The organism is Pantoea sp. (assembly GCF_032114055.1).
Taxonomy (GTDB): domain Bacteria; phylum Pseudomonadota; class Gammaproteobacteria; order Enterobacterales; family Enterobacteriaceae; genus Pantoea.
In genome coordinates this window covers 150,027-174,953 of the sequence record NZ_DAMCTB010000003.1, presented here as the reverse complement: position 1 = coordinate 174,953, position 24,927 = coordinate 150,027, and the positions used below count along the sequence as shown (strand labels likewise).

Below are 24,927 nucleotides of genomic sequence, written 5' to 3'. Positions count from 1 at the left end.
ATCCTGTCTTCGTCTTCATCGCCCTGAACGGAGTTGTCTGGCCAGCCGGGACGTTATGGAGGTTATCGCTATGCCGGAACCCTGCTGTTATGGCGGTGAACCGCATTAAACGAACGCGGTCTTATCATATCAGCTCCGGCAATCAATAAAGCAGACCGGATAGCGCCGGTTACTCTGTCACGTTACCTTTTCCTTTCAGCCTTGCCGCCAGCGTCATGATAGCGACGAAAAACAGCGGGACAAACAGGATGGCCAGCAGTGTGGCACTGATGATCCCGCCAAAAACGCCGGTTCCGATAGCATGCTGGGTTTCACTGGCCGGGCCGGACGCGATAATCAACGGCACCACACCCAGACCGAACGCCAGTGAGGTCATGATGATCGGACGCAGCCGCATGCGGGCCGCCGTCAGCGCCGCATCCCGCAGGCTCCGGCCCTCATAATGGAGCTGTCGGGCAAACCCGACGATCAGCACCGCATTTTTGGCTGACAGGCCGATCACCGTAATCAGTCCGACCTTGAAGAAAACGTCATCGGGTAATCCACGAATCATCACGGCGGTGACGGCACCGGCAATCCCCAGCGGAATGACCATCAGCACAGAGAGCGGGATAGCCCAGCTCTCATACAGCGCAGCCAGCACCAGAAAGATCACCAGCACAGAGAGCGCCATCAGCATCGGAGCCTGCGCGGTGGAGTGCTGTTCCTGCAGCGACTGTCCGGTCCATTCGATCGCAAACCCTGCCGGAAGCTGGCTGGCCAGCGATTCCATCTCTTTCATGGCATCGCCGCTTGAGACGCCCGGCGCGGCGCTGCCGGAGAGTCGCATCGCCGGATAGCCCTGATAGCGGACCTGCTGAAGCGGCGAGGAAGCGGCGATCGGCGTGATGAAACTCTTCAGGGCAACCATCCGGTCGTCGCTGTTGCGGACATAGAGGTTAAGGATGTCATCTATCTGCATACGATCCTTTGCCTCGGCCTGAATGATCACCTGCTGCATACGGCCTCTGTTAGGGTAGTCGTTCACATAGAGCGACCCCATGGCGGCGGAGAGGGTGTCGCTGATACTGGCAAACGAAACGCCCATGGCACTGGCTTTTTCACGATCGATATTCAGCCGGATACTCTTTCCCGGTGGCAGCCCGTCCGCATAGACCTGCGTGACTTTAGAGCTACTGGCGGCAAGCTGCAGTAATTGCTGCTGCGCGGCTTCCAGCGCCGCATAACCGCGACCGGCACGATCCTCCAGACGCAGCGTAAAGCCGGAAGAGGTGCCCAGCTCCTCAATGGCCGGCGGCATCATCGTCATGATCGTCCCTTCTGGCATATCGTGCATTGCCTCCTCGGCAAACCGGACCTCACGATGCGTTGAACTGTTACCGCGTTCTTTCCCCTCTTTCAGGACGGTGAAAGTCAGTGCGGTGTTTGCCCCGGCCCCCGAAAAACCAAATCCCAGAATAGATTGATTAGTGGCGATAGCCGGGCGTGCGTCCATAGCCGCTTCATATTTTTTTACGACCGCCAGCGTCCGCTGCTGCGTCGCCTCGGCCGGTAACTGAAACGCCGTCATAAAATAGCCCTGGTCCTCCTCCGGCAGAAATGCGGAGGCAAGCTGGCTGAATGCGATCGCCGTTCCGGCACAGAGCGCAACATACACCAGAAGCATACGGCCCGAGCGTTTGAGTATCGTGGCTGTCCAGCCCGAATAGCGTTGGGTCAGTCGCTCTAAACCACGATTGAATCCGCCGAAAAAACCGCCCCGGGCGTGACTGGCGGGCATCCGCAGCAGCGTGGCGCAGAGTGCCGGGGTCAGCGACAGCGCCAGCAGCGCGGAAAAAAGAATCGCGGTGGCGATGGAGAGCGCAAACTGACGATAGATGATGCCGACAGAGCCGCTGGCGAACCCCATCGGAATGAAAACGGCGGTAAGCACCAGGGTAATGCCGATGATGGCGCCGGTAATCTCCCGCATCGCACGTGAAGTTGCTTCGCGCGGGCCAAGGTTTTCCTCACGCATCAGGCGTTCCACGTTTTCCACCACTACGATGGCGTCATCGACAATGATGCCTATGGCCAGCACCAGACCAAACATGGTCAGCACATTGACGGAGAAGCCAGCGAGCAGCATGACGGATAGCGTGCCCAGTAACGCAATCGGCGCGACAATGGCGGGAATAAAGGTATATCTGATGTTCTGTAAAAAGAGATACATCACCACGAAAACCAGCACCATTGCTTCGAGAAGGGTGTGGATAACCTTCCCGATGGAAAGCTTTACGAATGGTGCCGTATTGAAAGGGATGGCATACCGGATATCCTCAGGCATTGACAGGCTCAGCGCCTGCATCCGCGCCGAGAGGGCTTCTGCGGTTTTTACGGCGTTAGCACCAGGTGCAAGCATGATGGCCGCACCGGTAGAGTTCTGTCCGTTTTCACGCATCATCATGCTGTAGGCCTGCGAGCCATACTCTACTCTGGCAACATCAGCGAGTGTGACGCTGGCGCCATCCTTGTGCGCACGCAGGATAATACGGCCAAACTCTGCCGGCGTAGTCAGCTGACCGGCTACCGTCAGGGGCAGAGTCACCATCTGACCCGGCAGCGCCGGTTCGTCACCGACACGGCCCGGTGCGATTTGCGCATTCTGCTGTGAAATGGCAGCGGCGATATCATTCATTGTCAGGTTAAATGAGAGCAGCTTCACGGGATCAACCCAGACGCGCAGGGCGCTTTCAGCGCCAAAGAGCTGAACACGGCCAACGCCGGGCAGCCTGCGCAGATCCTCAACCACATTTCTGGCCATGTAGTCACTTAATGCTTCGCTGTCTGTTTTGCCGGTTTTTGAGGTCAGACTGATGATCATCAGAAAACCGGTATCGGCGGATTCGACCTGCAGGCCGTTCTGTCGCACGGCCTGCGGCAGGCGGGACTCCACTGCTCTGATACGGTTCTGAACATCGACCTGGGCCAGTTCAGCCCGGGTGCCCGGTTTAAACGTGACGGTGATCGTCGCCTGACCCGACGTATCCGACGATGATTCAAAGTAGAGCAGGTTTTTAACGCCAGAGAGTTCACGCTCGATCAGACTGACGACCGAGTCGTTCATCGTCTGAGGCGAGGCGCCTGCCCAGGTCGCGGTGATCGTGATATTGACAGGCGCCACCGAAGGATAACGGGCCACCGGAAGCCGGGTCAGAGCAATAAGCCCGAACAGAACAATAAACAGCGCGACCACCCAGGCAAAAACCGGGCGTTTAATAAAAAACTGAGCCATTTTACTCTTTCTCCTGCAGGATCAGATTCACAGGAGATGCCGCTGACATCACTGCGGCAACGCGGGTGCCGTCGCTGAGTTTGTCCATGCCTTTTACGACAACACGACTGCCCGGAGGCAATCCCGCGGCAATGCGATAGTCACCGTTTACCTGTTCGCCCAGACGAACGCTGAGCGGATGAGCCTGCTGTTTATCATCAATTACCCAGACGACGGCCGTGTCGTCCTGACGGGAAACCGCCTCCTCTGGCACCATCAGTGCGGCATCATAGTGCTGGCCTGGCACCTGTACCCGCACGAACAGGCCTGGCAGCAGTTCGCGGTCGGGATTTCTCACTTCGATGCGCACCAGCACCTGACCGGTACTGGTATCCACGCTCATGCCGGAAAACAGGATCCGGCCAGGCTGGTTATAGACTGTGCCATCCGGCAACAGGAGCTTAACCGGCAAGCCCGTCGTGGCATGTTGCGGGCTGGCTGCCTGTTTACGCAGTTGCTGATAAATCCCTGCGGGCTGATAAACATCCACGTAGATCGGGTCTGTCTGGTACAGACGGGCCAGCGGGCTGCTGTCACCCGGCGTCACATAGGCGCCTTCAGAAACCAGCGCCTGATCGATGCGGCCAGATATAGGCGCCTCTACCGTGGCGAAGCGGAGATCGAGTGCTTTGCGTTTCAGGGTCGCGCTGGCCTGTGCGACATCGGCGGCCGCCTGACGGGCAGCGGCGACGGCATCATCGTAACTCTGACGACTCACCGCGCCAGTGCCGATCAGTTTTCGCAGTCGGGCGGCCTGCTGCTGTGCCCGGTCATTCGCAGCCTGTGCCCGCAGTAGTCCGGCCTGCGCGTTCTCCACTTCAGCCGTAAAGGGAGCCGCGTTGATCTGAAAAAGAGGCTCGCCCTTTTTCACTTCGGCACCCTGTTCAAACAGACGGCGCTCAATGACGCCATTGACCTGGGCTCTGATTTCCGCCGTGCGCAGTGCATTCACCCGCCCCGGCAGCGTGTCGTAAACAGATAAATCCTGAGGCTGAATCACTGTAACGGCAACCTGCGGTTCGGCAGTTTTCGTCTCGGGGCTGGCATTATCATCACAACCCGTCAGCATGGCACACAGCGCCAGCAGAATTAACGGCAGCGAAAAGCGTTGAGGGGCGAACATGGGAATCTCATTTTATTAAAAGATACGTCATCATAACGACGCCGCGTTTATTTACCGTCGAGAGTGTGTGGAGATTGTGTGTAGAGGTGATTTTTTTAATTGAGATTAAGGCATGGCCGACAGAGTTACTGACGGCCATTAAGAAACTTTTCTGGCTGGTTTCAGAAAAGTGTGCGGCGTGAAGGCATGATGTCGCACCACTGTTGTTTATAGTGCCAGGCCGGATTGTACGCACCCAGGGAGAAAATGAACTTCTTCTCAGAAAGGCTGGCTAATGCTTTAGCATGAAGAATGTTTTCCCAGAGTAAAACAGAGCCGATGCCGAGTGATTTAAACTGCGGATCCATACCACCGTTAAAATCCTCGAAATAATACCAGTCAGGACATTCGACTTTATAATTGAGGTCAAACGCGCAGGGTGAGTCATTGATAAATAATATTTTCCCAAAAATCAAGTCTCTGAACAGTGCGAAAGTTTCCGTCAGAATAGTGATATCCGTACAGGTAAGCTGGTTCTGCCAGCGGAGATTAAACAGGCGTTGATAAATTACGGCCAGTTCTCCCGGCGAAAAAGCCGAGACATCGTCGACCCTGCCACCCATTTTTCTGAATCGTCGCGCCTCTCCTGCACGCTTTTTTGCCGTCTTAACCGAAAAGTCTGGTTTGATATGGGCTATTTTCTTCTTAAACAGGTTATGGCGAAGGCTGTTAACGATCACGCCCTGAGAATGCGGCGATAATCGTTTCGCATTGAACGGCAGTATGATTTTCGCTTCCGCCTTAATTGGCAGAATAAGATCGTCAAAAACGAAGGGCAGGCTGGACTTTTTATACTCCAGCGAACCATTCAGCGAAAATATAGCGGCGACAGGCTGGTCGTTTACCTTTTTCAGGTAGTACTGAATTGCGACCCCTTCCCGTTCTGCAAGATAGGCGAGGACGCGGGGATGAGTACAGATGCTTCCTCCGAACAGCGTATAAATCTGAGCGTAAGCCGAAGCATCGCACGCTTCCCAGCCGGTTGTTTTAAGTTTTAAGTGTGTTGTCAGCATACCTGCTCTCTTAAGTGAAATCTCATGCGCCTCCCGGCGAACTCGCAGCGGGATATTTAAACCGGCAAGGGTGTAATCCATGTTTATTAAACGCCCGGTAAACAAATGAATAACCGGGCGCCTGAAAACCGCTTTGTTTAGCTTCTACACAAGTTCTACACACAGGCGCAACGATTTCTCCATCAATTATTCGACCGGCATAATTCATTTATAAAACTCTCACTAAGTTCAGCCAAAAAAATTTAATAATCCTTGATAAAAAATGAGTAAGTTTGTTCAAATCAGTCATGTGTTCAGCAACAGCCAGAGTTATTTGGCTTATGAGGTACACATCGTAAATATAAACAGAAGCTAAATGAGCAATCTTTGTGAATTATGTGTCTTGTTTAACTTTCAGATAGTCACTGGCGTTATACTGGGAAAAAGTGCTGCCTGATGGGTTAATTCATTATCAGCGTGAGTCGGCATCTTTCCTGTCAGGCCGCTGCGTCTGCGGGGTAATTTGCCGACAGGTTATTTCTTGTTTTGAATTTTTCTGTACGGAAAGTCCTTTTTTATTGCTTTTCTTTGATCAACCAGAATGAATGATACCATTATGAAAAACATACTCATTACCGGTTCTACAGGGTTTTTAGGCGGAGCTGTCGTCGCAAATTTATTACAGAACAGTGTTAAGGACAGACTACTGCTGCTGGTCAGAGGAAAAAACGTTGATGAAGGTTTAAACCGGCTTAAAGCTAATCTTGTTAACTTTGGCTTACCTGCATCATCAATTAATGCCGTCACTTCTGAAAATATTCTCCTGGGCGATCTGGCTTTACCCGAAGCGTTTATTGGTGATGCCCGGCTGGATGAGGTCACGCATGTAATAAACTGTGCAGCCGTAGCGTCATTTGGTAAAAACCCGACAATCTGGAAAGTGAATGTGGAGGGTACGTACAGGTTTGCCGAACGCATGAGCCGCGTCGCCGGGTTAGAGAAATTTATCCATGTCGGCACCGCGATGTCATGTGCGCCGGAGCCGGGTTCGCTGGTCAGAGAGAGCTGGCTGGACTCCAGCCGGGATCAGCATATTGTCGAGTATACCTGGAGCAAAGCTTCAATTGAAAAACTGATGACAGAGAAGCTGCCGGCACTGCCGCTGGTCATTGCCCGCCCGTCGATTGTCGTGGGGCACTCCGATCAGGGTTGCCTGCCATCGGCCAGTATTTTCTGGGTTTTCCGGATGGCGCTGGCGTTAGGGAAATTCACCTGCAACCTTAACGATCGCATCGACGTCGTTCCCGTTGATTATTGCGCAGATGCGCTGGTTCTGCTTCTTGATGCCGAAAAAGTGATTAACGAGGTCATTCATATCTCTGCCGGCACTCAGAGCAGCGTGACCTTCGCTGAGATTGATGAGGCGATGGCCAGAGCATCCGGCAAACGTGCGCTGGGCGATGATTATCAGAAAGTGACTTACAAGCAGCTTTCTGACAGCAGAAGAACATTCAGGGATCTGTTTGGCCCCTGTAACGAACGGATCATGCTGCGTGCGATGAATCTGTATGGTCATTTCTCAAATCTCAATGTGGTCTTTGATAACTCAAAACTCATGCAGCTCGGCATGGGCAAGCCTTCCCGCTTTACCGACTATCTGGATCGCTGTGTGTCGACCACCCGTAATGCATCCATCGCGGAGCTGATGCAGGTCGACTTCAAGTAGTGATAAAAGGCAGCCTGGGTCACAGGTTGCCTGCTAAGCGGGTTGATCCCCGATTTCTCTTCTGCTTTCAGGTGTTAAACGCGTACAGCCGTGAATACCTGCTTCATCCGACCCTTTGCTTCGACGACAATGCCGGTGCTTCCCATCAGCGCAAGCCCTGGTCCCTCTGATGGCAGAACAGAATGCTGTGTCCTGATGCATCCTTTTCAGACAAAAAAAAGTCCGCACAAGGCGGGCTAATCGTATCGCAGGGACTGCTATTATTTGTAGCTATGCACTGGTGTTGGTATTCGTGTTAATTGCACTATAAGGAAATAATCTTAGTTTTAGCCTGGCATGGGCTGTTAAGGACATCACAGATTCCATCTTTTCCGTCTTCCCGCATTAACATCTGGCGACAGGGCCCTAGCAACTTACCTGCCCGCGCGTCCGTTTCACCCTCATGTGCCACGCTCTGTTTACTTTCACATGTGCAGATAGCGCGGTTCAGCGTCAGAAATACCCCCGGTTGTGCTCCTGAAAATCTTCCAGATTTCACCACAGCGCGTCTTTGTGACTCCAGACTTAATAGGTCTGGAGTCACAAACTTTCTATGGGTAGAATGCCCTTTTTGCCATAACAGAAAGGCAGAGATGTGACGACGGAACACCTAACGGCCCCCGCGCGCTCGGCGCATGTCGGTCGCCATGTCGTGATCTGGCTGGAGCAGGTCAAAGCGGCTTCACTTAGCGAACTGGATAACTTCGGTGACGACGGTACGGTAGAGCAGGTTATGAAGGTCTGGGTAAAACTCTCGCTGCTGGTCAGCCGGCGACGTCCCGAGATCGCCGTCTCCTCACTACTGAAACATGTCCTGCCCGGCATCGGCTCGCAGCCACTTAAGACGCTGAACCGCTTACGGCTTAACCGTCTCTATAACATCCTGATCGTTGACGGTAAAAAAGAGGAGGCTCGCCGGGTCTTTGCCCTGACCAAACAGTTTCTCGCCTGGTCAGAGATGCAGGGTTATCTGGATCATTCGCCCATTGCGTCGATGAAGAAAAGGGATGTAGCAGGTCGCTCGACGCCGCCGCGCAGCCGGCAACTCTCAGATGCCGAAATCTGGGTGTTCTGGCATGGACTGGATAACCGGGCATTATCAGAGCAGGCGCGCTGGGCGCTGCGCTTATGTCTGGTCAGTGCCCGGCGACCGGATGAGATTGTGCAGGCGCAGAAAGCGGAGTTCGATCTGCGCTCAGGCTTGTGGAAACAGGGTATTCGTAATAAATCGCAGCGTGAACATGTGCTGCCGATATCCCCCCTGATGCAAACCTGTATCGAGGCGCTGTTGCGCGCAGCCGACCCAGACTCGCCTTGGCTGGTGCCCGCGCCGCGCGATTCACAGCAGCCGCTCTCAAAAGGCGCTCTCAATCAGGCGTTGCGCCGGATGATCCGTGACCCGCGCGGGCTGGGGCTTGAGGCCTTTACACCACGCGACCTGCGCCGCACCGCGCGTTCAAAACTCTCTGCGCTCAATACGCCGAATGACGTTGCCCGAAAAATCATGAATCACGCGCTGGAGGGGATCGATCGGGTCTATGACACGCACGACTACCTGAGCCAGATGCGGCAGGCCATGAATATGTTTTCTGACGCAGTTAAAGAGATCATAGAGAGTGAAAGTTACCATTCGCTGCGACATCGCTACGAGGGCGAGATGCTGGTCATCAGCGATCTTTCCATCATGGCGATGTCGCGCTGACTCCGGTCAGCCGCTACCGATCAGAAGTGATAACGCAGCCACGCAAAATAGACGTTACCGTTATTGTGGGTGCCGGGAATGTAGGTCATCTGGAAATCAAGATCGCCGTAACCCACTGACGCCAGAGGTAAAATCGCCGGAACCGGAATATATTTCCAGTTGTCTCGCGCGGTCACGCCTGCCGTATAACCTGCGCCCCAGTGGAAGTTCTGATCGGTCAGCGGACGCCAGGTGGCCACCCAGCCATATCCGCCAAAGGGTTCCCATTTATTAAACGAGTCTTTAAACGCCATCAGGTAGATACCGTTCCAGTTTCCTTTTTCATCATAACGGGAGATACCACCGCCGGCGCCCCAGGGCCTTTCATTGTACTTATCAATATGTTCCCGATCATAAGTGGCACGGTTATGCCAGGTAATGGCCGGCAAATAGAAGTCGATTCCCTCTGGCTGCTGCCAGGTGGTAGCCACTTTGTCGCTGAAACTATCCCAGCCTGCGCTCATAGTCTGCACCAGTGTGGCGGCGTGAGCTGGCGTAAGAGTGAAAACGACCGTTGTTATCATCAGCGCTTTAAAAGTCGATGTCTTGCGCATGTGAGGATTCCTGCAATATCTGGTATTAAAAAAGAGAAAAAGTGTAAATGCGGCCATTATGGCGTGAAGAAAGTCAACTTCAGGTCAATAGACGGCCAGCAGAGGATTTTATAACTAATTTGAACTAAGCGGAAACCCTATCCCGCCGTTTACTGTCATCATATTGTAGCAAATGAAACTATTGCCATTTACATCCACCCGGATATTGAAACATACAGAATCATTCAGAAAGAATAAGGAAGTTTCAGGATGCTGAACGTTCTCATGAAGGCGTATATTCCTTATTCGCCTTACTGGTACAACCCAATGGAGAGATCTTCTGTCGGGTTGAGGAGCTTATGGCTGAGGTAACGGCTGATATTGTTGGGTTAATTTCTGATGAACAGAACGGGTAGCAAATCTTAAATGGCACCTGAAATATAATGGTGATACTTTCAGGCGTAAGCCAGAATACCGTTACGGCATGGGGGGTGGAAATAAGCGTGAGGTCTGTTGCCATGATATCCGTACTGACAGCACCGGCAAAGGTTCGGATAGCTGCCACACCCTATCTTAATCTTCATCACAACCATTCCTTGGCAGATTTCGCAGCGCGCATTATTCATACAGAAGCTCAAAATCTGGAGGTTATGAGCAGTTCCGGTGGTCTGTTTTCAGCGTCAATGGCGGTCTCAGGATGAAGATGCCGGGCATTCTGACAGCATAAATAGTTATCGCGGAAACGGTCATGAAAGTGCTGCCTGAGGCGTGAATAACAGAAATGTGAATTAAAAATCTGCCGGAGAGAAATTAATCCTGGCGCTTAACTGAATAATTCAGAAAATTAATCGGCCGTTAAGATATGTCGGGCGTCTGATTAGAGAATATCTATAGTTTACTGAGCAGGATCTGGGTTACCAGCTGAGGTCGACATCTCGCTGGCAGTAATATTTCAGGGGTTCTGCGTCTGATAAAGACTCCTCAAAAATCAATTTAGTGATAATGCCAGCCTGGAATGAACGGAACGCCTTAAATGGCAACCCGCGGACTTCAATAGAAAAAAATTAACCCCGAAACAGCAGAGTAAGTGGGTTTCATTGCTCATGACCTTGTAAGCGTATCTTCCGGTTGTTAGTGAAAAAAGTTATAATATCGCGCCCGTACCCAACACTGATACGGCTGACTACCTGAAACCATCCTGATGATTGAGCGACAGATTTAATAGATAAACGGACAGTCAGATATTATCAACGCTGCAGGTGTCAGACTTAACGATCCTGCGGTCTTGTAAAAAAGCCCTGGGCCGTGACTTAGCCTCGCCTTGCTGAGCAGGCTGCCGGAGGGGGCTGGCGCAGATTAGAGCCAGCGTCTTAGCCAGGTGGCGTGCAGAAAAAGCCGGCATCATGCAGGCGAAACGGCTTGTATCGCTTACAGGCCACACATTGCTGTGCGACCAGACATTATAAAAATCTGGCACTCTTTTTGTGTCAGAGAGTGGTAAGAGGCATGACAAGAAAAAGCCTGGAGATTCTCCAGGCCAGAGGTTCCTCATTGCAATCAGAAATTATAATTCAGACTGATTGAATAATTTCGGGGTTCGTTGAACGCTACACCACCGGATGGATCGGTATTGTATTCGCGATCAAAAATATTTTTGATATTACCCTGCACCGAAAGGTTTTTGTTAACCTCATAACGCGCAAAAAGGTTTGCGATAGGGTAACTTCCCTGATAGACGCGCTCGGTTTTACCTGCAGGATTAATGGCTTCTTTGTAAGTCCGATTTTGCCAGTTTACACCGCCACCCACCGTCAATTCACGAAGGACGGGCAGATTATAGCTGGTGAACAGCTTTAGGCTTGTTTGTGGCATATACGGATTTGAACGATCGCCGGAAGCATCTTTAGCAACATAGCGAGTTGCACCAAAGGTAAGCTTTAAATTTTCAGTAACAGCGCCATTGATTTCAAAATCAACCCCGCGACTGACCACACCCTTAGACGACCTGTATGCATTCTCACTGCTATTGTTCACGTAAGTCGCATTCAGAATCTGCCCAAGATTTTCCTGCTCAATACGGAACACAGAAAGGCTGGATGTGATTAGACCATCATTCCAGTCACCCTTGATACCCGTTTCATAATCTCTTCCGGTAACGGGTTTCAGGTAATTACCTTGCTGATCCCGGTAAGTCTGGGGCTGGAAGATTGACGTGTAGCTCGCAAAGGCTGAATACGTTTCGTTAATATCATAAACAAGGCCGCCATAGGGCGTGATGTTATTCTTTTCCATATTTGAAGACGTGCCATTTGCACTGTACTGGGTATAGCGTGCTCCCAGAATAAGAGAAAGCGGGTCGGCAAGAGAGAAACGCGCTGCTGTATAGGCCGATTTCTGGCGTATGGTGTCTTCTGAAGATAATGCCCAGGCTGGCCATTGAGGTTCATCAATGTTCCCGGACCATTCATTCCAGTTTCCAACCTGTGCGGGTGACAATATGTCAGAGGAATAAATATATTTATTACGTTGACGGCTGTAATCCACACCCGCAATCAACTGGTGTTGTCTTCCCAGTAACTCAAATGGACCCGTGGCATAAGCGTCTATCGCTGTCTGCGTGCGCACACCTTTGTACCAGCCCGCATACCCATATCCTGCACTGTTGAGTATACCCGTTTGCCGATCAGGGTATCCGTCGACATACAGCAGCTTACTGTCAAAGTCTGATTCAGTATGCGTGCCATTAATACGTGTTTGCCAGCCATTGTCGAAATTTGTTGTCAGGTTAGCAAAGACTTTACGGGACAGAATATTATAGTGCGTCCAGTCAGCAGAAGGGTTGTCGCTTCGGTCGTATTGAATTTTGCTGCCGTTGCTATACCAGGTCGGCAAGCCGCCCCAGGTTGGACCATCTGTATTACGTGACTGATAGTCGTAGCCCAGATCCAGCGTAGTATTCGCAGTAAGGTCTGCCGCTACCGTGGCATAGAGGAACTTTTTACGTTTATGGTAACGGTCAACCCAGCTGTCCTGATCCTGGTAACCCGTCACCACACGACCACGCAGTGTACCGTTATCATTAAGTGGCCCTGACAGGTCTGCAACGTAACGCTGGTTATCCCAGCTGCCATAGCTTGTCGAGAGGTTACCTGTAAACGTTTTGCTATCAGCTTTTTTACGAATCATGTTTATGGCCGCGCCCGGATTACCCGTGCCGGTCATTAAACCTGTTGAGCCACGTACGACATCAATACGCTCATAGATGGCGGAATCACTATCCGTTTCACCAAAGTTCCATGCGCCCGTCTGCGTAGAAGGGATGTCATCATAGGTGTAATTGTTGATGTAAAAACCGCGTGAGTAAAAATCTACACGTTCTGAGTCATTTTGTGAGGCTGAAATGCCTGTCACATTGGCCAGGGCATCACCAATGTTTTGCAGGTTCTGGTCTTTAATGCGCTGCTCAGTGAGTGTGCTGACTGACTGCGGAATATCACGCTGGGTTAAGTTCAGTTTAGTCCCGGCACGGGTAGCTGGAACAGTATAAGCATGTTCAGCTGATGTCGCGGGAGCAGCGGCTTCCTCTGCCGTAACGGTCAGCGTTTGTTCGGGGGATGAACTTGTGTTTTCAGAACGCTCAGCTGCATGCGCAGCGCCGTAAAACAATGCGTTGCTTACCATCAGCGTTAACACTGACACTGCAAATCGGGTGTTTCTGGTTGATTGAGACGTGCCGCTACTTTCAGATTTTGCATTAACCCGGGCGAAAGACATGCCATGACCTCTTCATTTAATTAATATTTTTGGCTTATTCGTTCACCTGAGCAGTGCTGAATCATTTTTCGGCAACTTTGGTAAATTTAAGTAAGCGCAAGTATACTAAATGCAAATGATAGTTATTGCTATTAACATTTAAGAAAAGTTCAGACTTTTTTTTATGTCTGGAAATCAGGAAAAGGATTTCTGCAAAACTGTCGCCAGCGCGGAGAGAGTAAGGGTTCTGAAGAACAGATAAAAATGACTAAATTTCCAAATAGCTAATAATTATCTGGTACTTATATGCTGCGTCTTAAGCTATGTCATCGGTAAAAAGTCGATGTGTCAAACGCCTTTTCACGCGGCCTGAACAGACGGCTGGCGCGTCAGCATCAGCTGATGGCGGGTGTCAGCAACAGCCCTCAGGACAACCGCGCCCTTTAAAAATATCTCTCTGGCTTCGCTGAGCAGCGTCACCGTCGATAATAGCTGACCGGACGCCCTGACTGCTGGCCATCGATTCAGAGTGGGGCCACCAGTTATCAGCCTGCATCGCAATCGCGTCTCACCTGTCGATATCAGCTTATGAACGGGCGTCATCCCCGCGGAAGCCCTGTAACCTCGACCGGCAAAATGGAGCAGAACAATGCGACGCTGTACAGGGAATTGACAACCCGTGTTGGCGTGCAGGATTTACCCTGAAATAACGTCTTGATGATGAATTTCTTTATCCTTTGCCTTATCAGGCGGGAGCATCTTCGAATGACGCAGAACACAGATGAAGTAGCCCTTCGGTCAGGGCTTATCTTAAATCTGTTTATGCGGAACCGGCGGGGAGGTCAGTCCGGCGGCAACAGGCGGAATGGCTTCAGGATCTGCCATTCCGGGATACTGACACCCAACCCCTATTGCAAATGGTTCAGGAAGCGGTGCATAACTTTCGCTGTCCGGCGCGCAGAAACGCGCAGACCAGCCCCAGCCACAACAGACCGCAGATCAGATTGACCAGACTGAAGCCACCGGTGCCGTATCTGAACCAGGCCGTTTTGGCGGCTTCGATACCCAGCGCGATGACCAGAATTGTCACCATGCCAACTATTGCGGCCACGCTTCCTTTTCCGGCACGGCTGGAAAAAAGCGTCATGCGGTAAAGACCGGCATTGACCAGTCCGGTGCCGAAGCCGTAGAGACTGACGCCAGCGGTGAGCCACAGATAACTCTGTGGGTTGATCAGGGTGGCGATTGCTGCAAGGACCAGCCCGCAAACCACCGGCCAGGCACCGATTCTGATGGGCTGTTCAATCGACAGACGGCTGGATAAGCGTCCCAGTGTCAGGTTACCTGCGATCATGGCGGCAAAAACCGGTAACTGTAACAGTGCATAATCGATGCGGCTGAGCTGTCCGCCGTGCATTAAAATCACTGGCGATAACGCCACCCAGGCGATGCAGGGCACCGTTACCAGTCCGATGGCGAACGCGCCACGCATCACCTGACGATCTTTCAACAGCGCGCCATAACCGCGGATGATCGACCCCAGCGACAGCGGTTTCTGACGATCGCCCGCCGTTTCAGGCATGGCATACCACAATCCGGCCAGCGCCAGCGCCGCGATGGCGCCTGTCAGCCAGAACAGCGTGCGCCATTCACCGACGGTCAGAAACGCCGCTCCCACCAGCGGACCGGCCAGCGGTGCCAGCAGGGCCACATTCGCCATCAGCGCCATTATTTTGATGCTGAGTGATTCGGTGAAGGCTTCCTGGATTGCCGCATAACCGACCGCGCCAATAAAGCAGAGGCTGATGCCCTGCAGGAATCGCAACAGTACAAACTGTTCGATGGAGGTGACCAGGTGGGTCGCGATGCAGGAGAGCGTAAAAAAGGCCACGCCACTGAGCAGTACAGGACGACGACCAATGCGATCCGAGAGCGGTCCGAGCAGCCACTGCAGCAGAATACCGCCCATCAGATAAGCAGTCAGCGAGGCGGGAACCCACTCCGGCCCGACGTTAAATTCCTGCGTCACCAGCAGCATACCGGGCTGGATCATGTCATGCGCAAGGTAGGTCGCAAACTCGAATAACACCAGCGACAGTGGAAAGATCAGATGTCGCCGTGTCAGTCGGGCGATCGGCTGGAAGAAGGTCATGATGAATACCTGTGAGAAGACGCTAAAAAGTGCGGCCACCAGCGTGACCGCATAACATGCAGGATTAATTGTGACAGTGTAACGACTAGCGCCAGCGGGCAATAGGGTTGACCAGCGTTCCGGCAAATTTCAGATTCTCAGCCGGATCGGCGAGGTTAATCATCTGCTGATTATTCGCCAGCTGCAGACGATTCAGGCAGGAGCGGGTAAACGCTGGCGCGAACATGTCATAGCGCGCGAACTTCGTGGCATGTTCCGGGTGCGCATTCTGGTAATCCTTCACGCACTGCGCGACCGCCTGCCAGAACGCCTCTTCCGGCAGCGTCTGTGACTGATGCAGGATCGCGCTGATGAAGCGGAAGATGCAGTCAAAGACATCGGTAAAGATCGACAGTAACTTCAGCTCCTCCGGCACATCCACCGCCAGACGCTGCACTCCCTCCGGCAGCACCGCGTCCGGGTTCATCACGGCGATCTCTTCGCCAATATCCTTCATATACGCAGCTACCGGGACGTTGTTCTCCAGCAGCATGATCAGGTTTTCACCGTGTGGCATAAACACCAGGTCATGCTGATAGAAGCAGTGCAGCAATGGACTGAGGTAGCAGGTCAGATAGCGGTCGATCCACGCTCTGGCAGAGACACCGGAGTCCGCGATCAACGCGGGCAGCAGAGGCTGCTGCTGCTGATCGACGTGCAGGAAAGCGGCCATGGTCATCAGGCGCTGGCCTGGCTGCAGGCTGGCAGCCGGGTTATCCCGCCACAGCGCAGCAAACATCTTTTTATAGGCAGAATCCCCTTTAATCGCCTGTTCATAGGCGCGGTTGTGGTAACCCACCGTCGCCACCTCGCGCAGGATGCGGAAATCGCAGCGTTTCAGCCACGCATCCTCGGCGACCAGCGCGGCCAGCCAGCCATTAATGGCGGGGGTTGTCGCCATATAGTAAGGTGACAGGCCGCGCATAAAGCCCATATTGAGCACGGACAGAGCAGTTTTGACGTAGCGTTTCGACGGCGCGCTGCGGTTAAAGAAGGTGCGGATCGACTGTTGTGCCTGATACGCGTCATCTCCGGTGCCCAGATAGACGATTTCGTGACGGGCGACGTCGGCGGCAAACACCGTCAGCAGTTTGTTGTTCCACTGCCACGGATGGACCGGCATCAGGATATACTCCTCTGCCGCCACTCCTTTTTGGGTTAACTGAGCCGTAAACGCGTTCAGTGTGCTATCACCCAGCTCGTCGCGCATCAGTTGCTCATAGCTCAGTTCGCTGAGGCTGGAGAAATGGGCGTTGCGGCGATGGACGGCAACCCAGATAAGGTGAACCGGCGCGGCGGCCTCCGGCGCAAAGGCCAGATAGTCACGGGCATCAAAGCCGATGCGTCCGTTATTGGCGACAAAGCAGGGATGCCCTTCGGTCATTGCCGCTTCCACCGTCTGGAAATCGGCGGAAACCAGTGCCTGGCTGTCAGGGTTATTCTTCTGACGTTTATAGACGCTGCTGCACAGGGTGCTGCTGATCTCTTCCATGTAGGTCGCCAGCAGCGGCTGCGGAATACCAATCTCCGCGTTGAATTCGACGATAAACTGCAGCGCATCCAGCGGTAGCGTGCGCCCGTTCTCCTGCCTGCGCAGAGAGTCCGCGTCGATCTCCCAGTGGTCCAGCGCCAGTCGTGCGGCGCGGAAATGGTAGCTGGTTTCACCGCCCGGCACCATCAGCTGATATGCGTCGTCACCCGTGGCCTGTGGCGCGATAATTTTTTCATGGGCAAACTCAGCGATCGCTTTGCGGATCAGCATGCGGTTTGCCTGGGTCCAGTGTTCGCCGGTCAGATGCGTGCCGTCGGTCAGTGAAGCGGGGGTATCCATAGTCTGCGACTCCTGCAGTAACGCGTGTTGATAATCTTCCCGCTGGCAGAAAGCCAGCCAGGCGGTTTTATGGCCCAGGTCAACGGTATGCTGGTAGCGGAACCCGGCACGCCGGTTCAGAACGTGGATCTTCTCATTGCGCACGTCCGGCTCTACTACGACACGGTTCACCTCGGGGCGGCTGAACATGTAGTCCATCACCAGCGTGAAGACCTGCCAGCTGAAGGCTTTGATCGGCTGGCTGGCGGGGGCAATCAGGATATGCATGCCGTAATCATCGGGCGCGGCCGGGTAGAACTTCCCGATCTCGTCGTCAGCGGCGCGATAGCACTCGATCAGACAGACCGGCTGGTCGTTGCAGCAGCCGATCAGCGCCGCATGGGGATCGGCGGCGGTCAGTGTCTGATAAAACCCGGCAACCTGCGCCAGGCTGTGTGACTGCATTCCCCAGAAACGGGCATAGTCGCGGGTGACCCAGCTGTGAATCAGAGGTGCATCGTCTTCCCGCATCGGTCTCAGGGTGAAGCGGCCAGCCGGACGGTCGGCCGTAAACAGCGTTTGTGTTTGCATGTCAGCGCTCCGTCTTAGCCGGGAAGGTCTGGAAAGCGATCTGGCGCTCGATCGGGTAAACCTCGCGTCCGGTCAGTTCGCGCAGCAGCACGGAGTTGCGATAGCAGGCCATGCCCAGATCCGGGGTGACAAATCCGTGGGTGTGCAGCTCGGCATTCTGCACAAAGATCTGATTATGGTGGTCGATGCTGTAGTTGCGCTGCACGTCGTAACGCCCTTTGTCATCCCAGCGCAGGCGCGCTGCAATCCCTTCCAAAAACATCGGTGGCTGATAGTGATAGCCCGTTGCCATCACCAGTCCTTCCGTGCGGCGGGTAAAGGTGCAGTCCTGCTCCTCCTGATGAAGTGTCAGTTCAAATTCGCCCTGTGGCAGCCAGCGCATCGCGGTCAGGGCCGAATGAGTGAAGAGATTGACGTTCAGGTCACCGTCGAGCTGTTTCACATACATCAGATCGTAAATGTCGTTGATCAGACTGCTGTTGATACCTTTGTAGAGATTCTTGTGACGGGCATTCAGCTCATCACGGGTGTGAGCGGGCAGGGCGTGGAAATAGTCGACCCACTCCGGCGAGGTCATCTCCAGCGTCAGTTTGGTGTACTCCAGCGGATAAAAGCGCGGCGCACGGGTGATCCAGTTGAGCTGATAACCAAAGCGGTCAATATCGGTCAGCAGATCATAATAGATCTCGGCTGCGCTCTGGCCGCTGCCCAGCACGGTGATCGACCGCTTCTGCTGCAATTCAGCTTTATGCGTCAGATAGTGGCTGGAGTGGGTCAGGCGCTGGCGGTGCGGCTGGCTGCACTCGGGCATCCAGGCCACCGGGCCGGTGCCAAGGATCAGATGACGCGCCAGATAGCGCAGCTTCTCCCCGCTGCGGGTGTCAGTCACCTGCAGCTGATAGAGGCCTGCCGCCTCATCATAGCTGACATAATCGACATGACTGTTCCAGCGCAGATTAGAGAGTCGCGAACTGGCCCACTGGCAGTACTGGTTATACTCCTTGCGCATCAGGAAGAAATCTTCCCGGATATAGAAAGAGTAGAGCTTTCCCTTTTCCTTCATGTAGTTAAGCAGGCTGTAGGGGCTGGTAGGATCGGCGAGCGTTACCAGGTCGGCCATAAACGGCGTCTGCAGATGGGCGCTTTCCAGCATCATCCCGGTGTGCCAGTCGAATCCCGCATTCTGATCCAGGAAAAGACCGTTCAGCTCCTCGACCGGCTCACTCAGGCAGGCCAGGCTCAGGTTAAACGGACCGATACCAACGCCAATAAAATCGTAAACAGGCTTATCCATCTCAGTTCGCTCCCTGCTTGACGGCGCTTAGCGCAGAAGCACGCATCTGTTCCCGGCCATAGTAGGTGATCAGGCTCAGCACATCTTCGATGTCCGCTGGGGTCGTGGTGGGGTTCAGTAGCGTGAATTTCAGATACTGGCGTCCGTCAACTTTGGTGCCGGCAACCACCGCATTTCCGGCGCGGAACAGGGCTTTACGAATAGACGCGTTAATCTCGTCGACCTTTGCGTCGCTGATCTGTTTGCCTGGAACGAAGCGGAAAATCTGGGTGGTCAGCTCCGGGGCATGCAGGACTTCAATGGCAGGATGCGCCTTCAACAGTGCATGTGCAGACTCTGTCAGCGTGATCAGGGTATCGAAAGCCTCCCCCAGGGCCGTCGGTCCCATCACCCGCAGTGTCAGCCACATCTTCAGCGCGTCAAACCGGCGGGTGGTCTGAATACTCTTATTAACCAGATTAGGGGTACCTTCCTGCTGCGCACTCAGCGGGTTCAGGTAATCTGCATGGTGGGTGACATGCTTCAGGTTCTGGCTGTCACGGACGAAGAACGCGCCGCAGCTGACGGTCTGGAAGAACGATTTGTGATAATCGACGGTCACCGAATCCGCCTGTTCGATACCCCTCAGACGTGAGCGGTGCTTCTCAGAGACCAGCAGTCCGCAACCGTAAGCCGCATCAACGTGCATCCAGAGACCGTACTCTTTACAGAGTCGGGCAATGGCCGGCAGCGGGTCGATGCTGCCGAAATCCGTGGTGCCGCTGGTGGCGACAACGGCAATCGGAATCAGCCCTTCGCTGCGGCAGCGTGCTATCTCCTGCTCCAGCGCAACCTCATCCATACGGTAGTGTTCGTCATGATCTACGGCGATCACGGCGTCATAGCCCAGCCCCAGTATCGCCATCGATTTCTGGATGCTGAAGTGACTGAGTTTCGAGGTAAAAACCCGCCATTTAGATGCGGTTTCCGGCAGACCACGCTGCTTGATCAGATGGCCGGGATGATGTGCCGCACACCAGCTGTCGCGCGCCAGCAGCATGGCCATCAGGTTGGACTGCGTGCCGCCGCTGGTGAAGATCCCATCGGAGCCGCCAGGCAGGCCGATGCGACCCAGCGTCCAGTCAATCACCTTCTGTTCAATCAGCGTGCCACCGGCACTCTGATCCCAGGTATCGACTGAGCTGTTAACGGCCGCCATGATCTGCTCAGCCATCAGAGAGGGCAGCACGACCGGGCAGTTCAGATGGGCCAGATATTTGGGATGGTGGAACCAGACGGCGTCACGCAGATAGAGCTGGCTCAGCTCCGCCAGCGCCGCCTCGTTGTTGCCCAGCGGTTGATCCAGATCGACCCCGCTGAACTCGGCCGCCAGCTCATGGGGCAGAATGCCGCTAAAGGGTTTCTCTACGCCGGTGACGGTGCGGGTCATCAGCGCCAGCACCTCCTGAGTCTGCTGCGACCAGGCTGCCAGTTGCTGATCGTTAAAAATGGCGGTTTCAGCCATGCTGGCAATGGGGGCAGGCGCGGATTCCCGTGCCGCCTGGGTGGATGAGCGTAAAAGCATGTTCAGTTCCTGTGCGTGAATACCGGGTACCCTGCTGACAAAAATCAGCAGCGTCGGATGTCCGCTCAACAACTCCAGTAAACATAAAACTAACTAACCAGACAAAAACCCGGCCATCAGCTGGCTGAGTGTTTTCACCTTAAAAAGATGCAATGCCACAGATTATTTGTGGACTAATCAGCGTTAAACGCTTTGTTATATGCGGATGAGATTGTAAATGTTAATCATTTGCATTCAATTGTTTTATTGTGAAATTTTATTTATTAGCCATCCTTATGTTGCAAATGTGATATTGATCACGATTTTGATTCGGAATCGTCCTTTTTTAGCGAAGCTGGGATGAATGCTCACCGGGCAAGTGAACGGGATACAGGCTTTAAATGGCTGTGGATGCTAAGTCTGGAGAATGGCCGATACAGAGATAAAACAGCTTCGTTCAGGCCGGTAACAGGGAGGGGGGATGAAGCCAGAAAGCGCTAAAAGCGCTTTCTGGCTGGAAGGGTGTAGCTTATCCTGCGTTTGGTTCCACAGGCACTTTCTTTCTGGTCATAAAGTTGAAAATTACCAACAGGGCAAAAATGCCGGTGATGATCAGCGTAATGGTGCCTTTATCCATAAAGTGCGCCATTTTGCCAAGAAGAATACCGGTGACGCCAAAGTCGGTGTCAGAGAACGTGGTGTTGGTCAGGCCAATCTGTCCCAGCACGGGCAGCAGGGCGACAGGCAGGAAGGTAATCAACAGACCATGTGCAAAAGCACCGCAGATGGCGCCGCGTTTACCCCCGGTCGCATTGCCAAATACGCCAGCGGTCGCGCCACAGAAGAAGTGAGGGACCACGCCTGGCAGAATCAATACCCAGTGAAGCTGGCCAAGGACAAACAACCCAACTAGTCCGCCGATAAAGCTGGAGATAAAGCCTACCAGAACCGCATTCGGTGCATAGGGGAAGACAATCGGACAGTCCAGTGCGGGCCGGGCATCCGGAACCAGTTTTTCGGAGAAACCAGTAAAGGCCGGGACGATCTCTGCCAGAATCAATCGCACACCCTGCAGAATAATAAAAACACCGGCCGCAAAGGTAATCGCCTGAATAAAGGAGTAAACCAGGTAGTTCTGACCGTTACTGAAATGCGATTCCACATAATCTTTGCCGGCAGACACCGACAGGATGAGATAAATAATCATCATTGTCAGAGAGATAGAGATAGTGCTGTCGCGCAAAAAACTCAGGTTTTTTGGCATGTTCATCTCTTCGGTGGACTTAGAGCCCTTGCCCACCAGCGAGCCGATCCAGCCTGATAAGACGTAGCCAATCGTCCCGGTATGCGCCAGCGCAACGTGGTCGCCGCCGATGATCTTCCGCATATAGGGTTGAGCGATGGCAGGGAAAGTCGCCATCAGAATACCTAACAGCAGGGAGCCGGTGTAGATAAGCTGAATACCCTCGAAACCGGCGACCGATAAGATAATCGCGATCATACAGGCCATGTAGAAAGTAACGTGACCTGAAAGGTAGATATATTTGAGCCGGGTAAAACGGGCGACAACAATATTCGCCACCATGCCGAAAGCCATGATCATCGTGGTTGGCGCGCCATATTTTGCCAGGGCGATCGAAACCATCGCTTCATTGTTGGGAATGATGCCCTGAACATCAAACGCCTGCTTAAAAATGTCGCCCAGCGGCGTCAGAGAACCGACCAGCACGGTCGCTCCGCCTGCCAGCACCAGAAAGCCCAGAATCGTTTTGACCGTTCCCTTAATCACATCCGGGAAGGGCTTCTTCTGCGCAACCAGCCCGAAACATGCCACCAGTCCGACCAAAATGGAGGGCACTTTCAGCACGTCGACGACGAACTGCAAAAGGTTTTGAGTAAACATATTAACCTCGAGGGTATGGTGTTTATCTGCTTATCAACATTCAGTTTTTCTCGAAATACTCACGTATCTTTTGTTCAATTTCTTTCAGATCGATGATGTTATTGATGATAATGACCTTTTCAGGTGGAAGGTTTGCGCTGTAGGCAATGTCTTTCGCCATGACAAATACATCTGCCACCTCGGGAGTGACCGAACCAAGATCGGAATGTTCCACTTCTGCTTCAACACCGATCGTCTTCAGCACTTTCTTGATGTTCATTTCCATCATGAAGCTGCTGCCCAGACCTGAACCACACACTGCCATCATTTTCATAGCTCACCTCGTTAACTGTTTTTAGAAAAGGGGGATGCTTCAGTCCGGCTAAACACCGGTCAGAATCGCCATCAGCGCCTGCTGACTGCGGGCGGCAAAGATCTGCTCCATGATGTTTTCATCGGAGAGCACCTCTGCCAGCTGAGAAATCATTTCGATGTGACTGTTACTGTCCGGCGCGGAAAACATGAAGATCGCCTTTACGGGATCGTTCTCTTCGGCGTCAAAGATCACGGCGTTGCCCAGCAAAACAACGGACAACCCGAGTTTATGCGCGCCCTGTTCCGGGCGCGCATGGGGCATAGCAATCTGGGGCGCAATCACAAAAAAGGGGCCGATCTCCTCTTTCTGGTGAATAATGGCATCGATATATTGCTGCGATATGGCGCCTTCATTGAGCAGCGGACGTCCCGCCACGGCTAATGCTTCCCGCCAGTCAGCGACGTTTTCCACGTACTGTACTTTTTCGTTATTCAGCCAGTCAGCCAGATTTGACATCGTCTTAATCCTGCCTTAAATGCGTAATAAAATTTATGTAAGTCACGAGCCCGGATGACGGGATACGTGTGCTCTGGTGAACCCGACTACGCTGCACATGTACAGTCACTTTCTGATGAAATTGACTGACTACTGCTGCCTGTCCCGTATTTCCTGACATCACAGGCTGTGTACAGAACAGAGAATATGAGTAACGACTGATAAAAAATCCTTTTATTTCATGTCATTAAACACTGTTTTCTCTGCCAGCGAAAATGTGAAAAAGCGGATCCACTGATGTCATCACATCTGTACATCTTTAAGATGTCTAGTCATCCTGATAATGTACTTCGACGTGTACGGACACAACCCGTAAAGTTCAAATTCTGGTATGCAGGCTAAATATCAGTGTCAATTTGTTAAATTGATCACATATTCAGGGTGCCGGTGTAGTACTCCTCCGGCAATGTCAGGCAGAACGGTAATGACACGGATAAGTGGCGCCGCCTGTTCACTCACATGGGAAGAAAATCGATGGTTGACGGGATTACTGAGAAGCAAAAAGAGGTGGTGGATTACATCCTCAATAAAATTAAACAGGATGGCCTTCAACCCGGAGAAAAACTGGATACCGAAATCTCAATCGCAAAAAACATCGGCATTACCCGCGCAACGGTCCGTGAGGCGACACGCATTCTGGTAGAACAGCAGCGGATATACCGGGTAAAAGGCTCGGGGATCTTTGTGGGCTCCTCAGAGATGAGCAGTCAGGCGCACCGTTTTCATGTGCTCTCGCCGTTCGACTTTCAGGCGCAGCGGAAAGGGCATAAAGGCGTCAGGAAAATTATTTCGGTCAGCATTGTCAAAGTTCCCTCGGCGGAAATGGCCCAGGCGTTGCGGATTAAGAACAGCGACCAGATCTATAAGATCCATCGCCTGATGTGTTTTGATGATATTCCGGTGGCGCTTGAACAAGTTCACCTGCCGGTTTCTCTCTTCAGCAGCATGGAATTCAGTAAGCTGGAGATCTCGAAATATGCCTATATTGAAGAGGTTACCGGAAAAAAGGTTCAGCTCAGAGATCAGCATCTGACGGCGATTAATCTCATGCACAGTGAGTTTCTGACGCTGCTGAATTTAACACCCGGTGATGCGGTCATCCAGATAAATGAAACCGTTTATCTCGACGACGGGGTGCCCTGCGAGGTTAATATTGCGATCATCAATACCCGCTATTTTCCGTTAAAACAAAACTCTCAGCGGCCCTGATTTCTGCCGTCTGCTCTTCGCGGCTGGCTGTAAAGCTGCAGCCACTCAGCAGACAGAAAAAAAGAGTGGTCTGTGGGGTAAAATAACCACGCCAAAGAGAGTGCCTGCTATTTCCACCAAAGTGAATCGCACCGGATAACCAGATTTTTATTTGCTCAGCCATCCAGGCCTTATCCTGTTTCCGCCATTAAACAGAGTGCTGCAGCGCGCGCGCTCGCTTTATCTGCCCATCCCGGCATCAGCCCGTGTATAAGACCTTTTCTGCAAACTTGTGCCA

15 protein-coding genes are annotated in these 24,927 nt (G+C 52.9%); 3 read left to right on the top strand and 12 right to left on the bottom strand.

From position 1 onward, the window contains the following. Positions 1 to 169: 169 nt before the first annotated feature. The 3 genes from RT657_RS07245 to RT657_RS07235 all read right to left on the bottom strand — a co-directional run bounded on the left by RT657_RS07245 (position 170) and on the right by RT657_RS07235 (position 5,569). Entirely contained in the window at positions 170 to 3,274 is a 3,105-nt protein-coding gene (locus RT657_RS07245) for a multidrug efflux RND transporter permease subunit (RefSeq protein WP_313653409.1), read from the bottom strand. Position 3,275: 1 nt separating this feature from the next. Next, a complete protein-coding gene (locus tag RT657_RS07240; RefSeq protein WP_313653408.1) occupies positions 3,276 to 4,436 on the bottom strand; it encodes an efflux RND transporter periplasmic adaptor subunit in 1,161 nt (386 codons plus the stop codon). A gap of 161 nt (positions 4,437 to 4,597) precedes the next feature. Beyond that, entirely contained in the window at positions 4,598 to 5,569 is a 972-nt protein-coding gene (locus RT657_RS07235) for a transcriptional regulator (protein WP_313653407.1), read from the bottom strand. 514 nt (positions 5,570 to 6,083) lie between these two features. On the opposite strand from RT657_RS07235, the gene RT657_RS07230 reads away from it, so the two are divergent. After that, a complete protein-coding gene (locus RT657_RS07230; RefSeq protein ID WP_313653406.1) occupies positions 6,084 to 7,193 on the top strand; it encodes an SDR family oxidoreductase in 1,110 nt (369 codons plus the stop codon). Positions 7,194 to 7,827: 634 nt separating this feature from the next. Beyond that, positions 7,828 to 8,934 (top strand): site-specific integrase, encoded by a 1,107-nt coding sequence (locus RT657_RS07225; protein ID WP_313653405.1) that lies wholly within the window; start codon positions 7,828 to 7,830, stop codon positions 8,932 to 8,934. A 20-nt stretch (positions 8,935 to 8,954) separates the two neighbouring features. On the opposite strand, the gene pagP is transcribed toward RT657_RS07225, so the two are convergent. The 9 genes from pagP to RT657_RS07180 all read right to left on the bottom strand — a co-directional run bounded on the left by pagP (position 8,955) and on the right by RT657_RS07180 (position 23,402). Continuing rightward, complete coding sequence (gene pagP / locus RT657_RS07220) at positions 8,955 to 9,497, bottom strand: lipid IV(A) palmitoyltransferase PagP (protein ID WP_313653684.1); 543 nt, start codon at positions 9,495 to 9,497, stop codon at positions 8,955 to 8,957. Between the two features lie 1,566 nt (positions 9,498 to 11,063). Continuing rightward, entirely contained in the window at positions 11,064 to 13,280 is a 2,217-nt protein-coding gene (fhuE, locus tag RT657_RS07215) for a ferric-rhodotorulic acid/ferric-coprogen receptor FhuE (protein ID WP_313653404.1), read from the bottom strand. 901 nt (positions 13,281 to 14,181) lie between these two features. After that, on the bottom strand, positions 14,182 to 15,411 hold the full coding sequence (locus tag RT657_RS07210) for an MFS transporter (RefSeq protein WP_313653682.1): 1,230 nt from the start codon (positions 15,409 to 15,411) through the stop codon (positions 14,182 to 14,184). Positions 15,412 to 15,496: 85 nt separating this feature from the next. Then, a complete protein-coding gene (locus RT657_RS07205) occupies positions 15,497 to 17,851 on the bottom strand; it encodes a GNAT family N-acetyltransferase (protein WP_313653403.1) in 2,355 nt (784 codons plus the stop codon). Position 17,852: 1 nt separating this feature from the next. Next, entirely contained in the window at positions 17,853 to 19,145 is a 1,293-nt protein-coding gene (locus RT657_RS07200; protein ID WP_313653402.1) for a lysine N(6)-hydroxylase/L-ornithine N(5)-oxygenase family protein, read from the bottom strand. A gap of 1 nt (position 19,146) precedes the next feature. Continuing rightward, entirely contained in the window at positions 19,147 to 20,709 is a 1,563-nt protein-coding gene (locus tag RT657_RS07195; RefSeq protein ID WP_313653401.1) for an aspartate aminotransferase family protein, read from the bottom strand. A gap of 508 nt (positions 20,710 to 21,217) precedes the next feature. Next, on the bottom strand, positions 21,218 to 22,591 hold the full coding sequence (locus tag RT657_RS07190) for a PTS ascorbate transporter subunit IIC (RefSeq protein WP_313653400.1): 1,374 nt from the start codon (positions 22,589 to 22,591) through the stop codon (positions 21,218 to 21,220). A gap of 40 nt (positions 22,592 to 22,631) precedes the next feature. After that, positions 22,632 to 22,904 (bottom strand): PTS sugar transporter subunit IIB, encoded by a 273-nt coding sequence (locus tag RT657_RS07185; RefSeq protein ID WP_111138388.1) that lies wholly within the window; start codon positions 22,902 to 22,904, stop codon positions 22,632 to 22,634. Positions 22,905 to 22,952: 48 nt separating this feature from the next. Next, positions 22,953 to 23,402, bottom strand: coding sequence for a PTS sugar transporter subunit IIA (locus RT657_RS07180; protein ID WP_313653399.1), 450 nt, complete (start codon positions 23,400 to 23,402; stop codon positions 22,953 to 22,955). Between the two features lie 513 nt (positions 23,403 to 23,915). Here RT657_RS07180 and RT657_RS07175 point away from each other — a divergent pair. After that, entirely contained in the window at positions 23,916 to 24,650 is a 735-nt protein-coding gene (locus RT657_RS07175; RefSeq protein ID WP_313653398.1) for a GntR family transcriptional regulator, read from the top strand. Positions 24,651 to 24,927 lie beyond the last annotated feature (277 nt).